General features: G+C 60.7%; 16 protein-coding genes. 5 read left to right on the top strand and 11 right to left on the bottom strand.

What is annotated here, in order from left to right; genetic code table 11:
• The first annotated feature begins 77 nt into the window (after positions 1-77).
• The gene (locus OXM58_04340; protein MDE0147578.1) at positions 78-398 is read left to right on the top strand and encodes a hypothetical protein; all 321 of its coding nucleotides are present in this window, start codon (positions 78-80) and stop codon (positions 396-398) included.
• A 50-nt stretch (positions 399-448) separates the two neighbouring features.
• Here OXM58_04340 and OXM58_04345 read toward each other — a convergent pair whose 3' ends face one another.
• The 7 genes from OXM58_04345 to OXM58_04375 all read right to left on the bottom strand — a co-directional run bounded on the left by OXM58_04345 (position 449) and on the right by OXM58_04375 (position 9451).
• The gene (locus OXM58_04345; protein ID MDE0147579.1) at positions 449-1126 is read right to left on the bottom strand and encodes an amino acid ABC transporter permease; all 678 of its coding nucleotides are present in this window, start codon (positions 1124-1126) and stop codon (positions 449-451) included.
• 77 nt (positions 1127-1203) lie between these two features.
• Positions 1204-2058, bottom strand: a complete 855-nt coding sequence (locus OXM58_04350) for an ABC transporter substrate-binding protein (protein ID MDE0147580.1) — start codon at positions 2056-2058, stop codon at positions 1204-1206.
• 129 nt (positions 2059-2187) lie between these two features.
• The gene (locus OXM58_04355) at positions 2188-2946 is read right to left on the bottom strand and encodes an amino acid ABC transporter ATP-binding protein (GenBank protein MDE0147581.1); all 759 of its coding nucleotides are present in this window, start codon (positions 2944-2946) and stop codon (positions 2188-2190) included.
• A 189-nt stretch (positions 2947-3135) separates the two neighbouring features.
• A complete protein-coding gene (locus tag OXM58_04360; GenBank protein MDE0147582.1) occupies positions 3136-4842 on the bottom strand; it encodes a hydantoinase B/oxoprolinase family protein in 1707 nt (568 codons plus the stop codon).
• Between the two features lies 1 nt (position 4843).
• The gene (locus tag OXM58_04365; protein ID MDE0147583.1) at positions 4844-6910 is read right to left on the bottom strand and encodes a hydantoinase/oxoprolinase family protein; all 2067 of its coding nucleotides are present in this window, start codon (positions 6908-6910) and stop codon (positions 4844-4846) included.
• A 92-nt stretch (positions 6911-7002) separates the two neighbouring features.
• Complete coding sequence (locus OXM58_04370; GenBank protein MDE0147584.1) at positions 7003-8394, bottom strand: amidohydrolase; 1392 nt, start codon at positions 8392-8394, stop codon at positions 7003-7005.
• A 133-nt stretch (positions 8395-8527) separates the two neighbouring features.
• Positions 8528-9451 carry a carbon-nitrogen hydrolase family protein gene (locus OXM58_04375; GenBank protein MDE0147585.1) on the bottom strand — a complete coding sequence of 308 codons (924 nt, stop codon included), beginning with the start codon at positions 9449-9451 and terminating at the stop codon, positions 8528-8530.
• A 174-nt stretch (positions 9452-9625) separates the two neighbouring features.
• Between OXM58_04375 and OXM58_04380 the strand changes: the two genes are divergently transcribed.
• From OXM58_04380 to OXM58_04390, 3 genes are all read left to right on the top strand, one after another.
• Entirely contained in the window at positions 9626-10342 is a 717-nt protein-coding gene (locus OXM58_04380) for a GntR family transcriptional regulator (GenBank protein MDE0147586.1), read from the top strand.
• Between the two features lie 71 nt (positions 10343-10413).
• Positions 10414-11763, top strand: a complete 1350-nt coding sequence (locus OXM58_04385; protein MDE0147587.1) for an acyclic terpene utilization AtuA family protein — start codon at positions 10414-10416, stop codon at positions 11761-11763.
• Positions 11763-12086, top strand: coding sequence for a DUF4387 domain-containing protein (locus tag OXM58_04390; GenBank protein MDE0147588.1), 324 nt, complete (start codon positions 11763-11765; stop codon positions 12084-12086). Before OXM58_04385 ends, OXM58_04390 begins: the two co-directional genes overlap by 1 nt.
• 1166 nt (positions 12087-13252) lie before the next feature.
• Here the strand turns inward: OXM58_04390 and OXM58_04395 are convergent.
• The 4 genes from OXM58_04395 to OXM58_04410 all read right to left on the bottom strand — a co-directional run bounded on the left by OXM58_04395 (position 13253) and on the right by OXM58_04410 (position 16962).
• On the bottom strand, positions 13253-14053 hold the full coding sequence (locus OXM58_04395; protein ID MDE0147589.1) for an ABC transporter permease: 801 nt from the start codon (positions 14051-14053) through the stop codon (positions 13253-13255).
• A gap of 48 nt (positions 14054-14101) precedes the next feature.
• Positions 14102-14908, bottom strand: coding sequence for an ABC transporter permease (locus OXM58_04400; protein MDE0147590.1), 807 nt, complete (start codon positions 14906-14908; stop codon positions 14102-14104).
• Between the two features lie 17 nt (positions 14909-14925).
• Positions 14926-15723: an ABC transporter ATP-binding protein gene (locus OXM58_04405; protein MDE0147591.1), complete on the bottom strand. Its 798-nt coding sequence runs from the start codon at positions 15721-15723 to the stop codon at positions 14926-14928.
• 159 nt (positions 15724-15882) lie between these two features.
• Positions 15883-16962, bottom strand: a complete 1080-nt coding sequence (locus tag OXM58_04410) for an ABC transporter substrate-binding protein (protein MDE0147592.1) — start codon at positions 16960-16962, stop codon at positions 15883-15885.
• 318 nt (positions 16963-17280) lie between these two features.
• Between OXM58_04410 and hpxZ the strand changes: the two genes are divergently transcribed.
• Positions 17281-17670 (top strand): oxalurate catabolism protein HpxZ, encoded by a 390-nt coding sequence (gene hpxZ / locus OXM58_04415; GenBank protein ID MDE0147593.1) that lies wholly within the window; start codon positions 17281-17283, stop codon positions 17668-17670.
• Positions 17671-17693: the final 23 nt, after the last annotated feature.

The raw sequence follows: 17693 nt of genomic DNA on the forward strand, positions 1-17693 counted from the left end.
AGGTTGTCCATCCGGGACTGACCTGGGAAGCTGATGGGTGACGAATGCCTGTCAGCGAACCGAGAAGAGAGCCCCGGGTGAACGTCCACAAGAATGCAAAACTCAGGCCGTGCAGTCGAGCCGAGATCGTGCGGCGGGTCGGGACCGGAAAAGGCGTCGTCGAGATAATGCATGATGATGCTCGCTTCGACGAACACCCGTCCGTCATGAACATGCATCGGCATCACGCCTTGCGGATTGAGGGCGCGGTAGGCCGGCGTGTTCAGCGCTCCGGCGTCGCGGTCGAGCACCCGCGAAAGATAGTCGACGCCCTTCTCCTCGGCGGCGAGACGCGCCTTGAGACTGCAGGTCGCCGTTGGGAAAACAGTAGAGTTCGAGTATTTTCCTTCCTGATGTAGCTGCGGTGCGCCCCTTGCAGAAATGGGGCCGTCTGCACATGACAGCGCCGCTATACCGACGCCTTCGTTCTTCGACGTCTCAAGCGGTCTTCCCAGGCCAACATGAGTCTCGAGGTCGCATAAGTCAGAGCGAAATACATGAAGGCGACAACGGTATACACCTCGATCGGGCGGTAGGTTCGGGTGTTGAGCTCGTCGCCCCGACGCATGAGCTCATCTACGGCGATTACCGAAACGAGGGAGGAATCCTTGATGAGGGAAATGAAGATGTTGCCGAGGGCAGGCAGGATAATCACGATGGCCTGCGGCAGGATGACTCGGCGCATGACTGTGAAACGAGACATCGCGACCGAAAGGCCCGCCTCTATATGCCCGACGGGGACCGCCTGTATTCCGGCGCGAAAAACTTCTGACAGGAATGCGCCGGCGTTGAGTCCGAGCGCTATTGTGCACGAGACCTCGCCGGGAATTTGCACGCCGAGCAGGATCGGCATGCCAAAAAAAAACCACATGATCTGCACGAGCGGGGGCGTGCCGCGGAAGAACTCCACATATCCGACCAGGACCGGTGTCAGGATTGGCACCTTGGCCAAGCGGATGATCGCCGTAATTAGTCCGATTACGACTCCCATGCTCAAGGCAAGACTGGTGATGATCAAGGTGAGCCGTACCCCTTCCAACAAGAAGGAGAAATTCGAGAAAACAACATCGAAGCGAAAGTCGTACATGCACGCCTCCACACAAGGGCCTGCGGCCCGGCACACCCGTTTGGGCGTCCGGGCCGCATACAAGTCCATCTTCTATGTCAGTTGTCTCCCCAGCCCCTTACCAGAATGGTCTCGGGCAAGCCGTACTTCGCGGCGAGCCGCTTATACACGCCGGTGTTCTTCATCTTTGTGACGAAGAGGTTGAGCCAGTTCAGGAACTCGATGTCGCCTTTTGCCACGGCGTAGCCGTTGCCTTCGCCGTGCGTTGCAAACGGCACTGAAATGATCGTCAAACCGGCTTCCGGATGCGCCTTGGCGAACATCGATGTGCTCACAACGTCTTCTATCCACGCGGTCGCCTGGCCGCCGATCACCGACTGCCCGCAAAGAGTAAGCTCCTTCAGCGGCAATACTTTGGCGCGCTTGATGGAGTCGGCATGGTCCCGGGTAAGGGCTAAGTGCGCCGCGCCGCCCAACACGCTGCAGATCACTGCACCGTCCTTGTCCAGATCGGCCCATGCCTTGATGTTGTCGCTCTTTCGCACCAGGGCATGCTCGGTCAGCGATACGTAGGGCTCGGTGAAATTCACGGCCATTGCGCGCTGGAGCGTGCGCTTGCTGCCGCTCATCACGACGTCGTACTTGTTGGCATGCAACCCGGCGAAGAGGGTCGCCCAGGTGCCTTCAACAATCTCGAGTTTGACATCGAGCTCTTTCGCGAGCCGCGCCGCCATCTCGACTTCGAGCCCCTCGAGCTTGTTCGTGCTCGGGTTCTTCGAAACGAAGGGCGAAAATTGTGCCATGCCCACGCGAACCTTACCGGCTTTCTGGATCTGTTCTAATTTGCCTCCGGAATCTTGGGCATGAGTGGCATTCATCCCCGCACCAGACCATCCCAAGCCAACCGCTGCGATTAAGGCAAGCAATCCGGCCTTAACTGTCTTGCGTGTCATTTTCTTTCTCCTCGCTTTCGATTGAGTCAGATTTTTCTGACCGTTTTGAGCCAATCGCGTTTTGAAGCTATGGCTCTGAAGCACAAACCTTCATGTGTCATACCTCCCTTTCGTAATATCCACGAACCGCTACCCAAGTATTCTGGACAGGAATTGCTTTGTCCGTTCATGTTCGGGGTTACGGATCACCTTATCGGGCGGGCCCTCTTCCAAAATGATACCGTCTTCCATGAAAAGGATCCGGTCGGACACCTCCCGTGCGAATTCCATGAGGTGCGTAACGATAATCATCGTCATGCCCTCATTGGCGAGGACTTTCATCGCGTCCAGCACTTCGCCGGTTAACTCGGGGTCAAGCGCCGAAGTCGGTTCGTCGAACAGCATGACCTTCGGAGACATTGCCAGGGCGCGTGCGATCGCGACACGTTGCTGCTGCCCGCCGGAGAGCCGCTCCGGATATTCGTGAAGTTTGTCCGACAATCCGACTTTGTCGAGCAGCGCCTCGCCGATTTCGACAGCTTCCTGGCGACTCATCCCCTTTACCATGCGTGGCGCTTCGATCACGTTCTCCAGCGCCGTCCTGTGCGGCCACAAATTGAACAGCTGGAACACCATGCCGACCTTCTGCCGCATCGCGTAGATCTCCTTGCGCGGCGAACGCACAAGGCTCCCGTCCGGGGTCTCCCGGTAACCGAGGAGTTGTCCTCCGATGTAAATTCGGCCTTCGGTCGGTTCTTCGAGAAAATTCAGACACCGCAGGAGCGTGCTCTTGCCGGAGCCGCTCGAGCCAATCAGCGACACGACCTCCTGGCGCGCGATCCGCATGTCGATGCCCTTTAGAACCTCCAGAGCGCCGAAGTGCTTATGCAAATTGACGACGCGAACAATGGCCGAATTCTCATCTCGAGTGGCGCGGGTTGTGCTTGCCATCACGATGCACCGAGCTCAATTTCAGGGGCGCGGCACCAGATTTCCGCACGCTGCCGCGCGATCGCATGACACTTTCTTTCGTCGCCAGTACTTCTTTGCGTCTCGGTTCTCATAATCTCGCGCACGATAGCCGAGTGCGATCGATCGTTACCTGGTGTGGCGGCCCGCATCCTCGGGTGCCCGGTGCCGTTCCGGGGCAAGTTGGTTCATCGAGTCTTGCGCGCGTCGAGCGGGAGATCGTGAGGCCGAATCGCCAAAACCGCCGCCGCCAGCCGTCGCCAGATAGAGCTTGCTGCCGCGTTTTACGTGGCGCGTTACCTTCGGGGGCAGGGCGAACTGCCGGCCGCCAGGCAGGGTGAGGAGGCATTGTGCGGCTCCGCCCGGACCTCCGCCGAACAAACCCCAGGGGCGAACCACGTGGCGGTCGGAGACGATGCTGATCGTGGAGTCCGCCTCGAAGGCAATCTCTCTGAGCAGACCGAGGCCGCCACGGAACTCGCCGGCGCCACCGGAGCCGTCGACCAAGCCATAACGGAGAACGCGTAGCGGATAATATCGTTCGATGACCTCGGCCGGGGCATTGCGTGTATTGCTCGTTGTGCTCTGCATCCCATCCATTCCGTCATGGCCCTGTGCGGCCCCCTGACCGCCGCCATAGGCCTCGATGTAGGCGAATGGCTCGCCGCGCCGAGGGTCATGGCCGCCGATGGTCACCACGTTCATGGTCCCGGACGATGCGGCGGTCACACGGCTTGGAAAGATCTCGCTTAGTGCGCCGAACAGCACATCCACGATGCGCAAGCCAAGAATGGAGGAATTGTTCGACATCGCTGCAGGGAAGCGCGCATCCACGATCGAGCCCGGCCTGGTGATCACATTGAACGGCCTGAAAATGCCTTCGTTCGCCGGCACGGAGGGATCGAGGATCGCCTTCGCCGCAAACCCGACGCAGGCGAGCGTGAAAGGGCGCGCCGCATTTATGGGACCGCGCACCTGACGGCTCGAGCGACTGAAGTCAAAACTCAATCGGCCGGGCCCGGCCGATACGGTGACACGGATGGGGATGCGTCGCCGCGTTATGCCGTCGCCTTCCAGAACGTCCTCGAATGAGCTGGCTGCAACGGGAAGCGCCGCCATGGCCGCGCGCATGCGCCGCTCGGCGTAGGCGATCACATGACGCATGTAGGCGACCAGCGTTTCGGCGCCATAGCGCGCGATCAAGTCGCGGATCTTCTGTTCACCGGCGTTCAATGCGGCAATCTGGGCGTAGCAGTCGCCGCGGTTTTCTCGCTCGGTGCGCGTATTGGACAGCAGAAAATTCAATATATCTTCGTTCACCTGTCCCTTCCGGACGATCCGAACAGGCGGAATCCGTATGCCCTCCTGGAACGCCTCTTGGGCGCCGCTATAGAGGCTGCCCGGGGCGAACCCGCCGACATCGACATGATGGGCGAGATTCGCCACGATCCCGACTAGGCTGGATCCGCAAAATACGGGCTTGACCATCAGGATGTCGGGGAAATGCGCCCCGGTTACCTGTGTGTCATTGACCATGAATATGGTGTCAGGCTCGAGTGCATCCGCCGGCAGGCACGCAAGCAGATTCTTGATGCCCCACGACAGTTGACCCAAATGCAGGGGAATGTGTTCGGCCTGCGCAACCAGCGAGCCATCGGCCGCGTAGACGGCGCAGGAAAAGTCCAACCGGTCCTTTATGTTGGTGGAGTAAGCCGTCCGCTGGAGAGCCGTTCCCATTTCTTCCGCGACCGTGGCAAATGCATTCTGCATGACCTCGAGGAGAATCGGGTCGGGCCCGTCGACGCGGGAGTCGGCCTGAGCGGACACTGCGGTCATCCTACGTTTCCCTGTCATTGAGCGTGATCAGCAGAGCGCCGGCGCGGTCGGTTCGACAGGTTGCCCCGGCCGGAATCAGCGTTGTCGAATCCTCGCCCTCGATGATGGCTGGCCCTTGCACGTCCGCCTCACACGGCAGTCGATCCCGGGCAAAGACTCCGGCGATTTCATCTCCGGATTCGAATCGAACCGGCCGCTCATCGGTCTGCGCTGCCTTCACGTCGATCGCGGCGTGCCCCGGCCGCGAGTACTGGAACTCCGACATACCGCCCCTTGCCGTCACGCCGATGTTGACGAGCTCGACGGCTTCCTCGCGCATTGCGAATCCGTAACGGCGCTCGTGCGTATCGTGGAAGGCTTCGCCGAGCGCCAATTCAGGGCTGTTCAGCAGTCGATCGTCGACCGGCCTGATAGCCAGCTCGAATCCCTGGCCCCGGTACCGCATCTCGATCCAGCGCTCCATGGCAACGTCGTCGGGTCTAAAACCCTCCCGTTCCATCACGCGCAGCGCCTCGTCCTCGACCGACGCAAAATCTTGCCGAATGCCGTCTGCGGTGAGATCGGCCGCAAGCGCGATCCGCGTTCGAACGAAATCGTGCTTGATGGCCGTCGTCAGCATGCCCAGCGCCGAGAGTACACCGGCGGCCGGCGGAACCAGGACCTTCCCGATGCCAAGGGATCGCGCCAGCGCGACAGCGTGAAGGGGACCGGCACCGCCCAGGGCAATGAGGGCGAAGTCTTTCGGGTCCAGGCCCCGCTGAACGGTGAGGACGCGAATTGCGCGCAGCATGATGGCGTTGGCAACGTCAAGAATGCCGGACGCCGCATTGGCAAGCGGCAAATTCAACGGGGTCGCGATTTCCGCAAGAATGCCATCTGCGGCGGCTTCGGCGTCCAGCGCCACGCAGCCACCGAGAGCGGCTTCCGCGCCTATGTTTCCCAAGACCACATGCGCGTCGGTCAGCGTCGGCTCCGATCCGCCGCGGCCGTAACAGATCGGCCCCGGATCTGCGCCGGCACTATGGGGCCCGACACGCAATGCGCGGCCGCTATCGATCCAGGCAACGCTGCCGCCTCCGGCGCCGACCGAATGGATTTCAAGGAGCGGCACGCGGATCGGCAACCCGCCAATGAAACCATCGCGGGCCTCCTCGAGACGCTGCCCCACGATGACTCCGACGTCGGCACTGGTTCCACCGACGTCCAGCGTCACGGAATTCTCCAGACCGGCCCGTCGAGCAAAGTATTGCGCTCCGATCAGGCCGCCCGCCGGCCCGGAATACATCGTGTGAACGCTCTTTTTTGCGGCAACCTCCGGTCCCATGGCACCGCCATTGGATTGCATGATGTAAATCTGGCATCCGCCCCGAAAACTTTGGAATTCGCGCTTGAGCCCGGAGACGTAGCGTACAACCAGTGGCATGACGCTGGCGTTCACGACCGTGGTGCTGGCGCGCTCGTATTCTCCAATCTCGGGACAGATTTCAGAGGACAGGCAAACCGGCAAATCCGGAAGCAATCTCGCCAAAGCGTCCCGGATCGCGATTTCATGGGCCGGGTTCACATAGGCGTGGATTAGGCAGATGGCAGCTGATTCCACCGCTTCGGATTTCAGGCGGCGCGCAATTTCCCCAACCTCATCCGGCGCAACGGGTTTCTCAACCTCTCCGGACCATGCGATGCGTTCGTCAAGCTCGAAGGTCAGGTGTCTGGGCGCCAGCGGCGCAGGGTGCCGGGCGCCGAGATCATAAAGGCTGGGTCGCGCCTGCCGACCAACGTAAAGTATATCCTTGAATCCCTTGGTAACGATCAGCGCTGTTTTGGCCGTCTTGCGCTCGAGCACGGCGTTTGTGGCGATCGTCGTGCCATGGCGCAGCGAAGCCACATCTTTCAGGCCGTACCCGCTTTCGCGGAGCGCGATCCGGATCCCCTCAAGCACACCAAGCGAGGGTGCCTCGGGCGTCGACAGAGTCTTGGCTATTGCGGTGCGGCCATCGGAAGTACTGTGCGCAACAACATCGGTGAAGGTGCCACCGACGTCGACAGCGACCTGAACCCCGTCGCTCATAAATGCACCTTTTTCCTTCGCAACATTCGAGCGCCTCAACTAGACCGTCCGGCCGTCGCTGCAGTCTGCGCAGTCCGGGAGCGCTTCACGTCTCATTGACCGCCCGTCCAGCGCAGCGAGGTGATCTCGCGTTCGATGCCGCTTTCTCGAATGAAGGTCCGCATAACTTCTTGTGTCGCCGAGATAAGGTCGGTCTCATCGACAGTCGTCACACAACCTTCGGCAACCACGCGCCGGCCGTCGACATAGACATCAGAGACGTCATGCCCGGTGGCCGAATAGATAAGGTGGTTGATCACGGTCGGACGAGGCCGGTCGAGCAGCGGCACGAAATGGGCGCCATCGAGCCGAATCGTTATGACGTCTGCTTTCTTGCCCACCTCCAGAGAACCGATCACGTCATCCATCCCGAGCGCGCGGGCCGGAAGGCAGGTTATCATCTCCAGCGCCTGTTCCGCCGGCAGGATCTCTGCGTCGAAGGGGTAGACCACCTTTTGCAGCACCGCTCCCAATTTCGCTTCTCGGAACAGATCGGCCGAATTGTTGACGCAGGTGGCGTCGATAGCCGTGGCGACGCATACGCCATCGGCAAGCAAGCGGGCCACCGGCGGGATACCGTCGGCCATTTTCGTCTCTGAGGACGGACAGTAGCTGACCGCGACATCGCGCTTCTTTATGACGGCAATGTCACGTTCGTTCACCCAGCAACAATGGGCTGCAACGACACGGTTATTCTCGAGCAGGCCACAGCTCTCGACGTATTCCAGGACAGACTTGCCATGGATCCGTTTGACGAGATTACACCCCTCGAGGGTTTCCCCCAGATGGATCTGGACTCCCGCATCCCATTCCCGTGCCAGGTCGCCCGATCGGCGCAACAGTTCAGGTCCCGCTGAGAGATCGGTAAAAGGCGCGGGCCAGACGGCAATTCGGTCGTTTCCCGCACCGTGCCACCCTTCTCGCAGTTCCTTGACCTCTTCTATCGCCTCGTCTGTAGTCGTGATGACCGGCCGTTCCTCGCCGCCGAGCCATGTGTCCATCATGGCCGGTGAAACGATGCCCCGGATTCCGCTGTCGACCATTGCCTTGGCCGTGGCCTGGGGCAGCAGGTAGGCGTCGGCGACTGTCGTCACGCCGTTTTTCAGCAGTTCCAGGCATGAGAGAAGTGACGCGTAGTACACATTCTCCGGGTTCATCGCCCGCTGGCCGGGGAACAGGAAACGCACGTCGTGTTCGAGGAGCGGCAAATCGTCAATGTAGCCACGGAACAGACTGCACGACAGGTGCATGTGGCTGTTGACGAGACCCGGCAACACGGCAAGGTGCGTGCCGCCCGACTCCGAGATGCCTGGGAAACGCTTGCGTATCGATTCGATCGAATCGACCGCGACGATCTCGGATCCTTCCAGAACAACGCCGGCGTCCTGAAGGATCTGCCGTTCTCCATCCATCGTCAGCAGGTATCGTCCCCACACAGCTTCCATAGCGACTCCTCTCTCTTCTTCTGACGGACTTGATTTTCGACCTGTCCAGGCCACGCAATGCAATCGTGGTCGATTAGGGTTCCGTCCCGGGATGCGTGCTGTCTCTACTGACGATGTGCGCCGGTCTCCATACTTACGCGAGCGAACCTGATTTCGTGGCCGGCAGTTCGGCCATCTTATCCGTCCGCGATATCTCGGAATAGAGTTCCGGCCGACGGCGCCGGGCCAAAGAGAAGGTGGATTCGACGCGATGCCGGAGTGAGAGGTCGATCTCGCCAACGAGAAGTTGCCGCGCGTCCGGCCCCCATCCCCCCTGCGCGATCACCTGCCCGAGCGGCGAAATGATGCGGCTGCCGCCGAAGAATTCGATGCCCCCCTGTTTCCCCGCCGAATTCACCGCCAACCAGTAGACATTGTTGTCGACTGCCCGGGTCGGAGAAGCGCTGCAATGGTTCCAGATGCGCTCGGCGAGATCGTCGCCGTCGACCTGCCAGGGCGAGCGAAAATCGCCGGAACTCACACACACGATTTCTGCGCCCCTCAATGCCAGCACGCGGGCCGGCTCGGGACAGGTCGCGTCCGCGCATATGAGAAGGCCGAAACTGCCGAGGGCGGTCGGGACGACTTCATGCCCGTTGCCCCGCGCCAACCCACGGGTCTCCAGTCCCGGCGTCAGCATGGTCTTCCGGTGCCGCAGAAGCAGCGAACCATCGGGGCCGATCAGCATCGACGCGTTGTAGATTCGGCCCGACTCGTCGTCCTTTTCCAGCTGCGTGAAGACAACATGGACAGCGTGTGATTTCGCCATCCTGCAAGCTTCGTCGCTGATGGGACCCGGTATCGGTTGCGCGGAATCACGAAACGCCGGCAACACTTGGCGGTCGCCGCGCCAGCCGCTCAACAACTTGTGAAAGCCCGGAAAGAACAGCTCCGGAAATACAACAAGGTCTGCGCCCCGAGACGCGGCGCGTGCAATCCAGTCCGCCACCTCTTCGCAAATCTCGTCAGCTTGCGGCGAGGGCGAGCTCTGGACCAGGGCGACGCGAACTCGTGCCATGGGAACAGAAACCTCCCGATACTGGGCGTCAAATCCTGAAAGACGTACGAAGGGCGAAAGAGGCCTGCCGCAGGAAATCCGTCAATCGATGACGCGCATACGACTTTTTGAGTGAAACGGTATGTTTAAGTCCGTGGGTTGTCAACTAAAATATATAATGATATATCTTTTGTTATGCGACAACCGTTCTACCGTAATATCGCCCATCAGATCGAAGCGAGAATCGCTGCCGGCGATTACGCTCCGGGTACGTCGCTTCCGTCGGAAGCACGATTGGAGCGAGAGTTCCACGTAAGCCGGATCACGATCCGCAAGGCCCTCGGCCTCTTGAAGCACCGCGGGATCCTGTACTCGCGGTCAGGCGCGGGGACCCATGTCCGGGCCTCAATCTCCGACCCCACGTCCATGCGCGCCACCGGCTCGCTGGAAGATCTCTCCTACTATGCGGCGGAAACCGCATACCAGGCCGTAGATCGCCGGCTGGTCGTGCCGCCTTCCGAGATAGCAGCGACATTGGATATCCCGGAGGACGAACATGTCCTCTGTTTTCGTGGGATTCGAAGCAAGGGCGACACAACCAAGATCGCATTCGAGGAAATCTACGTGCCCGAACCCTTGGGTAGGGCGATCGATAACGCAGGTCTCGGCAGCCGGACGCTCTTCAGCATCATCGAAGAGGTGAATTGTCTTGCGATTGCGGAGGCTCGCCAGACGATCACCGCGGTCACGGTGCCTGCAGCCGTCGCGCGGCACTTGGGGATTGCGCGTCGAACGCCGATGCTTCGGGTCACGCGCGCCTACATGGTCGCGAGCGGGCAAACCGTCGAAGTTGCCGTCAGCTACTACAATGCTGCAATGTTCCAGTATGTGATGACGCTTTTTCCGGCTTGAGTTTAAGTCATGCGTCGGGTGACCGTGAATTCGTCCATCCATACCTCTGAGGACAGAAGCGGGGGAAAGACATGGAAACCATGACCGTGCTGGCGCCAACCGGGACACTCGGTTACGGCTTCGACCCTGATGCCCTCGCTCGCGGCATGACCCTCGAGCCGGCGCTCATCGTGGTCGACGCCGGGTCCACCGACCCCGGTCCCCACTATCTCGGCACCGGTGAGTCTCTGGTCCCGAGGATTTCGATCGAGCGGGAGCTCGAACTGCTGTTGGCCGCGGCGCTCGACCGCGGAATCCCGCTTGTCGTCGGAAGCTGCGGCGGCAGCGGACGCAACGATCAGGTCACCGAGACGGCCAAAGTGGTGCGTGATCTGGCTCACAGACACGGCTGGCATTTTCGTATGGCAACCATTGAGGCGGAGATTCCCAATCGGGTTGTCCTTGAGGCCTTACGGGACGGACGGGTCTTCGATTTCGAGGCAGGCGCCTTGCCGAGCGAGGCCGAGGTGGAGGCGAGCACGACGATCGTCGCCCAAATGGGCCCTGAACCGATCATGGCCGCCATCGAGGCTGGAGCCCGGGTCGTGCTGGCCGGACGGGCCTGCGACGATGCCTTGATTGCCGCGGTTCCAATTCTCAAGGGTTATGACCGTGGCTCGGCGATACACATGGGCAAGATCCTGGAGTGCGGCGCATTCTGTGCGGACCCCTTTGCCATGGATGTGATCCTCGGCACATTGGATGACGAAGGCTTTACGCTCGAACCGGGAAGCCTCGGGCGACGCTGCACGGTCGCCACCGTTGCCGGACATTCGCTCTACGAGCGTGAAGACCCGTACATACAGGTTGGGCCCGGGGGCCGCGTCGACATGACGAAGACGCGGTTCAGCCAACTGGACGATCGGCGCGTGCGCGTGACGGGGACGCGGTTCGTACCCGAGGACCGTTACTGCATAAAACTCGAAGGCGCGCGCCGGGTCGGCTATCGGACCATTTCCATTGCCGGGGTTCGCTGTCCGACGATGATCGAAAGGATCGATCCAATACTCGAGGATGTCCGCCGGAGAATTGAAGATTATTTCTCGGATGAAACCTCATTTACCCTCCTTTTCCATCAGTACGGCAGGGACGCGGTAATGGGGCAGCTGGAGCAAAATCGTAACTGGCTTCCTCACGAGCTCGGACTAGTGACCGAAGCAATCGCGCCCACGCAAGATCTGGCCCACGCGATCTGCCATGTGACGACGGGAACCCTGCTGCATTACAGCTACGATGGTCAGAAGAACAACGCCGGGAATCTCGCCTTTCTCCACTCTCCGTCGGAAGTCGATGCTGGACCCACCTACGAGTTTTCGCTTTACCACTTGATGGAGGTTTCCGATCCCACGGAATTTTTCCCAGTCGAGATCGAGGACATCTGATGTCGACGCGCACCCTGGGCGAACTCGCCCAGATCATCCGCAGCAAGAACGCAAAGCCCTTCCGCCTAACTTTCGACATCGTGTTCAGCGATGCGGCCACCTACGAGCGGGTCAAAGGTGCGCGGGTGTTGACGCGCGCATCGATCGCCAGACTATACGGGGTCGATCCTGACGAGATCATGTCCGTGCACGAATTCGATCCCGGCCTTGCCATCAAGTTCACGTTGAAGCGGCGAATCCGCCAAGGCAATGCCGGGGACACCGACATCTACGGCTGTCAGCAGCACGCGCCGTTGCTAGAAATCGAAGTTCCCTGGACCTGACCTTGCTTTGCCGTGCAGACGGACGAGCAAGACGGGTGCGCACGTCCGTGCCGTCAACTGCCACTACGTTATCTCCACTAGTACATAAATCGACTGTGCGGCATTGAGGTTTATTTTATTGCATTATTTCAATAGATTAGACAACGATAAGTTAGCAATTTCCTAGCGTCGCTATTTCCTGGTACCGGATAGGTACCGCTTTGATTCCAATTCCTGCACATCCCCGCACGGGAGGCTCTGCCGTCATCCGGCATACCGGTCGGATCGCCAACTTCTTGACGGTGCCCGACGCTAGGGTGTCAGGAGCAGATACGCAGCGACAGCCCTATGCCGGGAAGGAAAGTGCCGAGAGGAGCCGAGCGCATGCCCGATCCGCATGGTGAAACCGGATCGCGACAGCATAAGGACTCTGGTCTGGATTCGATCCAAGCCGGACGACGGGGTGCTGACGCGGAGGCCGCACATCGAGGGTTATGCCGGGCGATCGCCGACGCGAAACCCGCAATCGCAACGCCGGGCGGTGGCAGCGATTCAGTTTCCAACTGGCACTGGTAGTCCCGTTAACGGGCATCGGGACGACCCAAAATACGCCATCGCCAGCGAGGTGTTGGACAATATGAGGGTGCAGGTGAGCGGTCAATACCAAGCTGGTGTGACAACGGACCCGACGTCAAGCGGCATAACCTCATGAATGGCCACACGCAGTCTGGAGTCTGAACGCAACTGCTTCCGGCATGATGACGGGCGTCCGCGCCTGTTTTCGCGAGTGAACGAAGAATCAAGAAATTCCGCAGAGTTGAGCGGGCACTCTAGGCGCCAGATCGCGGCACCTTACATGACCCGCATATGCCGGTGTCGGGTTGGGATCGGCCTGTTGTTCGGCACATGCGTTGCACGCTGATCGGCGTGCCAAACGATTGAGGTGCTACAGTCTCGTGGGGTCAAAGGCCTGCGCGGAACAACAGATGCGAATTCAGCCTTTTTGGCGCTCGCGACAGACTTTCAATCTCAGTCACGCGGGCACCAGAGAATACCAGGTGCAACGCACGATACGGATCGGCCGAAGCTTCCCCGCATGTCACGGTTTGGACCGAACGCCATCGGAACAGTCCGGCTATGCCGAAAAATTGGCGCGTAACGTCCATACCTGTTGGCGGCGCCGCGCTTCATCGCCACCGCAGGAAGTAGCGTTCTGCCGAAGCCGTGGCCCAGAATACGAGGAGGCCAAGCATCATGCTCACGATGATCGTTGCCCATAAGAGTTCGAGCTCTCTGAGGGAAGCGGTGTCAAGAATGAGATAACCGAGACCATGGTTGCCCGTCAGCCACTCGGACAACATGGCCCCGAGGACGGCGATCGGGGCGGCCGTGCGCAAGCCTGAAAAGATATACGGAAAGGCGAAAGGAAAGCGGAGGAGGTAAAGCATCTGCCATCGGCTCGCGCCGTAGAGGTGCATGAGTTCGACATGGGCCTGGCGGGCTCCGAGAAACCCTCTGAGGCTGGTCACCAGAATGGGAAAGAAGGACGCGATAACGACTACGGTCACCCCGGTCCAGAAACCGCGACCGACGATCAGCGTGATGATCGGCGCGATGGCCACGACAGGAACGCTGCGCATCGAAATGGCGAAGGGGAAGGTCGCCTGGGCCGCGGCCGGCGAAACGACGAACACGCCAGCTGTGCCCACCGCCAATACCGTGCTGATCGCAAGGCCGCAGACTCCCTCTCCCAGCGTGAACAGCAGGTGGCCGAAGATCATGGAACGATTGAGTATCAGCGATTCGATCGCTGCCTGGGGCAACGGCATCAGATACGGTTTGATGTCCTGCAGAACCACGAAACCGTGCCAGAAGGACAGGAACAACAGCGCAAAGATCGCAAAGGATACGAAGGGCCGTGCAGCGGCGTTCGACCAGACGGACCGCCACGCATCGGTAAACCAGAGCCTGTCTCTTCCAACGACCACTGAGCTATGCTCCCGACGTCCGGTTCGCTCTTCTTTCCCGCCTGAACCCTAATCAGCTATCATCTCGGCAGGCCGCTCCCAGTGGACGACCCATTTCTCGACGAGGCCGACGAGCGAGTACGCCAGTATGGCGCTGACGATCGAGACGATGAGCGTGAGCCACACCAGCGCCACGTTGAACGAGAAAAGGGCGTAGGCCATCATAAGGCCGAGACCTTTCTCCGCACCCACCCATTCCGAAATGATGGCGCCCAGGAGCGCGCTGGCGGCTGAGATCTTAAGGCCGGCGAAAAGGTAGGGCAGCGCGCTCGGCAGGGCCAGAAGCCGGAACTCCTGCAGCTTGGAGGCCGAGAGGCAGTGAAAGAGTTCCGCAGCCTGCCGGTCGACGGCGCGGAGACCCTGGATCGCGCCGACCAGGACGGGAAAGAAGCCGGCAATCGCGGCGATGATGATCCGGACCGTCGAGCCGACACCGAACCACATGACCAGGATCGGCGCCGACGCAATGAGGGGAATGCTGTATATGACGACGGCGAAGTTGTAGACGATTCCTTCCGAGCGTTTGACGAGAACCGCAAGCATCGCGAGCGCCATCGCCGTGGTGCACGCGAAGAAATAGCCGACGACCGTCGCCCACAGGGTCGGCTTGAGATGGAACCACAGATCGTCGGCGTGGGCGACAAAAGTCGCGTAGATCTCGCTTGGCGCGGCGATGGAAATGGGGAACACGCCCAAGGCCCGCATCAGCTCGACGAAGCCGAGAAATACGACGAAGACGCCGCTGGCAAAGGCAAAGCGAAGCAGCGAACGTACGGAACTTCGCTTTCCCGCCAGTGTCCCATGAAGCGCGCGCATGCCCCGAAGCCGTTCGTCTAGCCTTGCGGCAAGCCGGATTCGGACGGCGACTCGTCGGAGTAGAGCGCGTCGCGCACGAAGTTGACCGTCTCGAAAAAGGGTTGCGAGCGCATCATGTCGAGCGTTCTTGGGCGGGTCAGCCGCACGTGTCTTTCCGCCTTGATCTGCCCGGGTCCCGCGGTCAGCACGAACACCCGGTCCGCCATGAAAACGGCTTCGGCGATGCTGTGCGTCACCAGAAGGGCCGAGGTCTGGCTCTCCGCCCAGATGCGCAGAAGCTCCAGATTCATTCGCTGGCGCGTAATCTCGTCGAGCGCCCCGAAAGGTTCGTCGAGCAGCAAAACCTGGGGATTGAGAACCAGGGCCCGTGCGATCGCAACGCGCTGCTGCATGCCGCCGGAAAGCTGGGAGGGCATCGCCTTCTCGAAACCCGTAAGGCCGACCAGATCGACGAGTTGCTGCGGACTGCGTTCCAGCTGCCGGTTGCTGTCGCGCAGGATGATCAGCGGCAGCTTTATGTTGTCGATCACGTTGCGCCAGGGGAGCAGGGTGGCGTCCTGGAAAACGAAACCGATGAGCTGATTCAGCCGGATCTCGGCCGGCGGCCGGTCGCCGATCGAAATGGAACCGTGGGTCGGCTGAATGATGTCCGCAACGACCCGCAGGAGGGTCGATTTTCCGCAGCCGCTCGGACCGATGATCGCGCCGAACTCTCCTGGCGCCAGCGACAGGCTCACATCCTTGAGCGCGGTGAGCGTCTCTTGGCCGAGGCGAAATTCGACGGTCACATTACTGAGCTTGAGATGCTCCGCCATTGTCAGGGCAATGCCACCAGCCAGACCGTCTCGCGCGAGCGATTCCGACGTCTTCGCTGACCGCGAACGGCGTCACGAACCCCCGGTCGAGGGTTCGTGATACCGTGAGCGGCATGACCCGGCAAGCGTGGGCGTCCGGCACGCCCGCGGGTCGGCGCCTCACATCCCGAGCGCTTCCTTGACGAGGGACTGGTCGACGAGGTCGGCGACGGGGATCTTTTTCTTGATCAGGCCGGCGCTCGCGCCCAGTTCCATTCCCTGCTCGAAAATGTCGGTGCCGATCCAGAGGGGCCCCTTGGTCTTCGCGTCGCCGCCAAGGATGTAGGGCCCGTAGGTCTTGGACTCGACTTTCTGCTGAGCCAGGTTGAGGCCCCGCTGCCCGTATTTTTCGACCGTGATCTTGGCCGTCGCCTCAGGGTTCTCCGCGAACCACTTCCAGCCCTGGATCTCCGCTTTCAGCCACCGCACGATCAGGTCCCGTTTCTCCTTCAGGGTTTCCTCCAGAGCGAAGAAGACCATCGCGTAGGTGACGTCGCCGAGGTCGTTCAGGGAGACGATATGAAGGTCTACCCCCCGCATCCTCAGCATCACGCCCTGGTTGGTCGCCCAGCCGAAGTAGGCGTCGACCTGTCCGGTCGGAAGAATGCCGGGATCGGTTCCCGTGGGCACGAACTTGACGCTGTTGACGTCGATGCCGCCCGCCTTGAGAAGGGCCCTCATCGTCGGCCGCCTCTGCGAGGGGATGGCGATCGTCTTGCCGGCCATGTCCTGCAGGTTGCGGACCGGCTTCGATTTGAGGCTCATCATCGAGTAGGGATTCTGCTGAAGTGCGGCGGCAAAGGCCTTGATCGGAATCCCCTTGCTCCTCGCGAGAATGATGTTGGTCGAATCCCGGTCCCCAAGCATCGAGTTCTTGGATGCGACCAGGTTGATCGAATCGATGCCCGGACCGCCCGATATGATCTCGGCCTCGATGCCCTGCTTCTTGAAATAGCCGTTCTCCTGAGCCACGAAGTGACCGCCGAACTGGACGCTCTTGACCCAGTTCAGGACGATCGAAACCTTCTCGAGCTTGCCGCTCTGGCCCAAAGCCGCAGGTGCGAACGCCGAAAGACCGACCGACGCCGCAGCCGCGCCGCCGGCAAGCCCGACGCCCGCCCGCAGGGCATCGCGCCGCGAAACGCCTTCGATTGCCGGGGTCCCCCGGGAAAGGGCACGAAGTTTTTTCTCCTGATTCATCGCTAGTCCTCCCATAGGCCCGTAAGGTCGAGAGCCTGTTGATTATCGGCATGGAAAAATGTGCCCCGTTTTGGGGCCGCGAACCGCACAGAGCAAGGCGTCAGCCACGTCTCTCGTCCGCCCATCGGTCGCGCTCGCCTGCAGAGATTTCGGCCCGGCACCGGGTTCCGGCGCATAGGGCCTGAGGTTCAAATCGGGTCCACGACGTATGAGCACCAGCAGAGTTCAATTGGCCCGAAAAGTCAAGTAACTTGACTGATGGGAACGATTTTGGCATGCTCGGCGCACTTGTTGAGATTCTGGCTTCGGGAGAAGAATGTGCAGATCAACATTCCCGGAGTGTTGGCCGAGCTGACGGAAGCGTTTCGCGGCTACGAAGACGCGTTGTCGTCCAATAAACCGGAGAGGCTCAACGGCTATTTCTGGAAATCGCCGCATGCGGTCCGCTACGGAGTCGCGGAAAATCTCTACGGCCACGACGAGATTGCCGCGTATCGTCTGCGGAGGGCACAGGTCGGCGGCGCACCGGACCGAGAGGTGATCCGCGAGGTCATCACAAGCTACGGGCGGGATTTCGGCACGACCTGCATCGATTACGTGCGCACCGAAACCGGCCTTGCGGGCCGGCAGTCGCAAACCTGGGCGCGGATGCCCGAAGGCTGGCGAATCGTTGCCGCACACGTCTCGCTGCTGCAGGAGGCCGACTGAGTTCGGCGCCTCGATGCCGAGTG

The organism is Rhodospirillaceae bacterium (genome assembly GCA_028819475.1).
In the GTDB taxonomy this organism is placed as follows: domain Bacteria; phylum Pseudomonadota; class Alphaproteobacteria; order Bin65; family Bin65; genus Bin65.

Bases quoted from the DNA above. Each gene is read 5' to 3' on its own strand.
- OXM58_04345 (MDE0147579.1), bottom strand. From the start codon at position 1,126: ATGTACGACTTTCGCTTCGATGTTGTTTTCTCGAATTTCTCCTTCTTG.
- OXM58_04350 (MDE0147580.1), bottom strand. From the start codon at position 2,058: ATGACACGCAAGACAGTTAAGGCCGGATTGCTTGCCTTAATCGCAGCG.
- OXM58_04360 (MDE0147582.1), bottom strand. From the start codon at position 4,842: ATGACCGCAGTGTCCGCTCAGGCCGACTCCCGCGTCGACGGGCCCGAC.
- OXM58_04365 (MDE0147583.1), bottom strand. From the start codon at position 6,910: ATGAGCGACGGGGTTCAGGTCGCTGTCGACGTCGGTGGCACCTTCACC.
- OXM58_04370 (MDE0147584.1), bottom strand. From the start codon at position 8,394: ATGGAAGCTGTGTGGGGACGATACCTGCTGACGATGGATGGAGAACGG.
- OXM58_04375 (MDE0147585.1), bottom strand. From the start codon at position 9,451: ATGGCACGAGTTCGCGTCGCCCTGGTCCAGAGCTCGCCCTCGCCGCAA.
- OXM58_04380 (MDE0147586.1), top strand. From the start codon at position 9,626: ATGCGACAACCGTTCTACCGTAATATCGCCCATCAGATCGAAGCGAGA.
- OXM58_04385 (MDE0147587.1), top strand. From the start codon at position 10,414: ATGGAAACCATGACCGTGCTGGCGCCAACCGGGACACTCGGTTACGGC.
- OXM58_04390 (MDE0147588.1), top strand. From the start codon at position 11,763: ATGTCGACGCGCACCCTGGGCGAACTCGCCCAGATCATCCGCAGCAAG.
- OXM58_04400 (MDE0147590.1), bottom strand. From the start codon at position 14,908: ATGCGCGCGCTTCATGGGACACTGGCGGGAAAGCGAAGTTCCGTACGT.
- OXM58_04405 (MDE0147591.1), bottom strand. From the start codon at position 15,723: ATGGCGGAGCATCTCAAGCTCAGTAATGTGACCGTCGAATTTCGCCTC.
- OXM58_04410 (MDE0147592.1), bottom strand. From the start codon at position 16,962: ATGAATCAGGAGAAAAAACTTCGTGCCCTTTCCCGGGGGACCCCGGCA.